2 protein-coding genes and 1 pseudogene are annotated in these 2271 nt (G+C 72.0%); 1 reads left to right on the forward strand and 2 read right to left on the reverse strand.

Features of this window, described 5'->3' with window-relative positions:
• Together AC2W7A_RS11685 and AC2W7A_RS11690 are read right to left on the reverse strand one after the other, a co-directional pair.
• The coding region (locus AC2W7A_RS11685) for an HAD-IC family P-type ATPase (protein ID WP_485991493.1) at positions 1-1125 on the reverse strand (1125 nt) is incomplete at its 3' end.
• A gap of 203 nt (positions 1126-1328) precedes the next feature.
• A complete protein-coding gene (locus AC2W7A_RS11690; RefSeq protein WP_485991494.1) occupies positions 1329-1679 on the reverse strand; it encodes a DUF1206 domain-containing protein in 351 nt (116 codons plus the stop codon).
• 240 nt (positions 1680-1919) lie between these two features.
• Here AC2W7A_RS11690 and AC2W7A_RS11695 point away from each other — a divergent pair.
• A pseudogene (locus AC2W7A_RS11695) lies at positions 1920-2271 on the forward strand (acyltransferase family protein); the annotation flags it as partial.

Raw genomic sequence — 2271 nt, forward strand, 5'->3', positions numbered from 1 at the left:
TGGGCCGCCCGGGGAAGGAGGGGGGGCGGGGCGCGTGGCGGCGGCGAGCGGCGTGGCGGAGGCGACCGTGCCGTCGTCGGGACGGGCGGACGGATCCGCACCATCCGCGTCCAGGGGCTCGGCGCCGTGGAAGACGATGCCGCCCTCGGTGAGGGTGCCGGTCTTGTCCACGCAGACCACGTCCACGCGGGCGAGGATCTCCACGGCCGGCTGCTCCTGGATGAGCACCTGCTCGCGGGCCAGCTTCAGGGCGGCCACGGCGAAGGAGATGGTGGTCATCAGGGCCAGACCCTGGGGAATCATGCTCGTCACCGCGGCTACGGACGCCACCAGTGCCGGCTCCAGGGCGACCTCGCGGGGGTTCTCCAGCGCGTAGGCCCAGCCGCCGAACGCCTGCACCTGCCCGTGGACGATCAGCGCGACGATCGGGACCAGGGCGACGGTGATCCAGGAGGCCACCTTCTCCAGCGCCCCGCGCAGCTCGGAGGAGATCTTCGTGAACCGGCGCGCCTGGGCGGCGAGCTTCGAGGCATGGGAGTCCGCGCCCACGGCGGTGGCACGCACCAGGCCGGTGCCCGCCACCACCGCGGAACCCGAGAGCACGGTGTCTCCGGGACGCTTCGGCACGGGGTCGGACTCGCCGGTGAGCAGGGACTCGTCCAGGTCCAGGCCGTCCGCCGTCAGCACCTCGGCATCCACCGGGACCTGGTCGCCGCGGCGCAGCGCCACCACGTCGTCCAGCACCACGTCCGCCAGAGCCACGCTCTGCCGAGCCCCGTCCCGGACCACCGTGACGCCGTCCTGGTGCAGCAGCGCGATCTTCTCCAGCTTCCGCTTCGCGGAGTACTCCTGCACCACGCCGATCACCACGTTGGCCACGGCGGCCAGGCAGAACAACAGGTCCAGCCAGCGGCCCAGGACGATGATGACCGCGGCGGCCAGGCCGATCGTGAGGTTGAACAGCGTCAGGACGTGGACACGCAGGATGGTCAGCAGCGACCGGGACGTGTCATCCGGCTGGGCGTTGGTCTGTCCGGCGGCGACGCGCTCGGCGACCTGCTCGGAGGTCAGGCCCTGCACGGAGGCGGAACCCTGCACGGAGGCCGGGGCCTGCTCTGCTGCCACGGTGGGCCTCCCTCCTGCGTGCGAACCCGGCGGACGCCCCGCCCGGCCCACGACGGACGCGGCGGGCCGGTCACCCACTCTATGCCGCGGGACCGGCCCGCCGTATCCGACTCAGGGCTGAGATCGTGCGGTGCGCAGGGCTGAGGTCGGGGGCCCCAGGGCGGAGAGCGCTCCGCCCCGGAAGGCTGAGTCTGCGGGGCCGCTCAGGCCTCCATCCGGTCGTACCGGGAGCGCAGGAACTGGTGGATGCCGTAGAGGATCAGGCCCACGCCCACGGCCACGGCCACGGCCACCAGGATGTACACGCCGAACGGCTGGTCCTGCAGCGTCTTCAGGGCCCCGTCCATGCCGGTGTTGTCCGAGGGGTCGTTCTGGACCACGGCCACGATGAACAGCACGCCCATCATCGCCAGCACGATGCCCTTGGCCACGTAGCCGACCACACCCGTCCAGGTCAGGGCCTTCGAGACCTCCGAACGGGACGGGGACTGCAGGTCCTCCGCGAACTTCCTCGTCACCCCGTTGTACACGTGGCAGCCGCCCACCACGATCACGACGGCGCCGATTACGATCAGCAGGATCGAGCCCGCCGATCAGGATGTGGAGGATGCCGTTGGCCACATGCCCGACGCGGGCGAGCTTGCGAAAGGTGTCCGAGTGGGCGGCGTCCTTGGCGCCCTGGTGCGCATCGCGGCCGAGTCTTTGGCGGTGTCTCCACCGTCGTGCACCGCCTGCTTCGCTGACCCGACGATCCCCGAGCCTTCCGGTCCCTTGGTCTGCGTCATGGGGTCATCGTGACGCGGGGCCCGACCCTGCCGCTGCTGACGGTCGGGCTCATGCACCTGGCGCTGTTCCAGCTCCTGCGTCCGGCGCTGCGCCGGATCGCCCGGGCGCGTGCGGTGCAGGCGGTGCTCCTGGTGGTCGGACGGCAGGCGATGCACCTCTACCTGTGGCACCTGGCCGTGGTCATCGCGCTCAACGGTGCCCTGTGGTTCGTCAGGGCGGGGCCGGAGCCGGGGTCTGCCCTGTGGTGGTGGACGCGACTGCCCGTCTGGGCGGGCGTGGTGCTGCTGACGCTCGCGCTCACCTGGCGAGAGGCGGGCCTCGAGCGGGTGTCCCCGCGGCCGGCCGACGGTCTGGGGCGTG

The organism is Micrococcus sp. LASM2_SD2, from assembly GCF_057364565.1.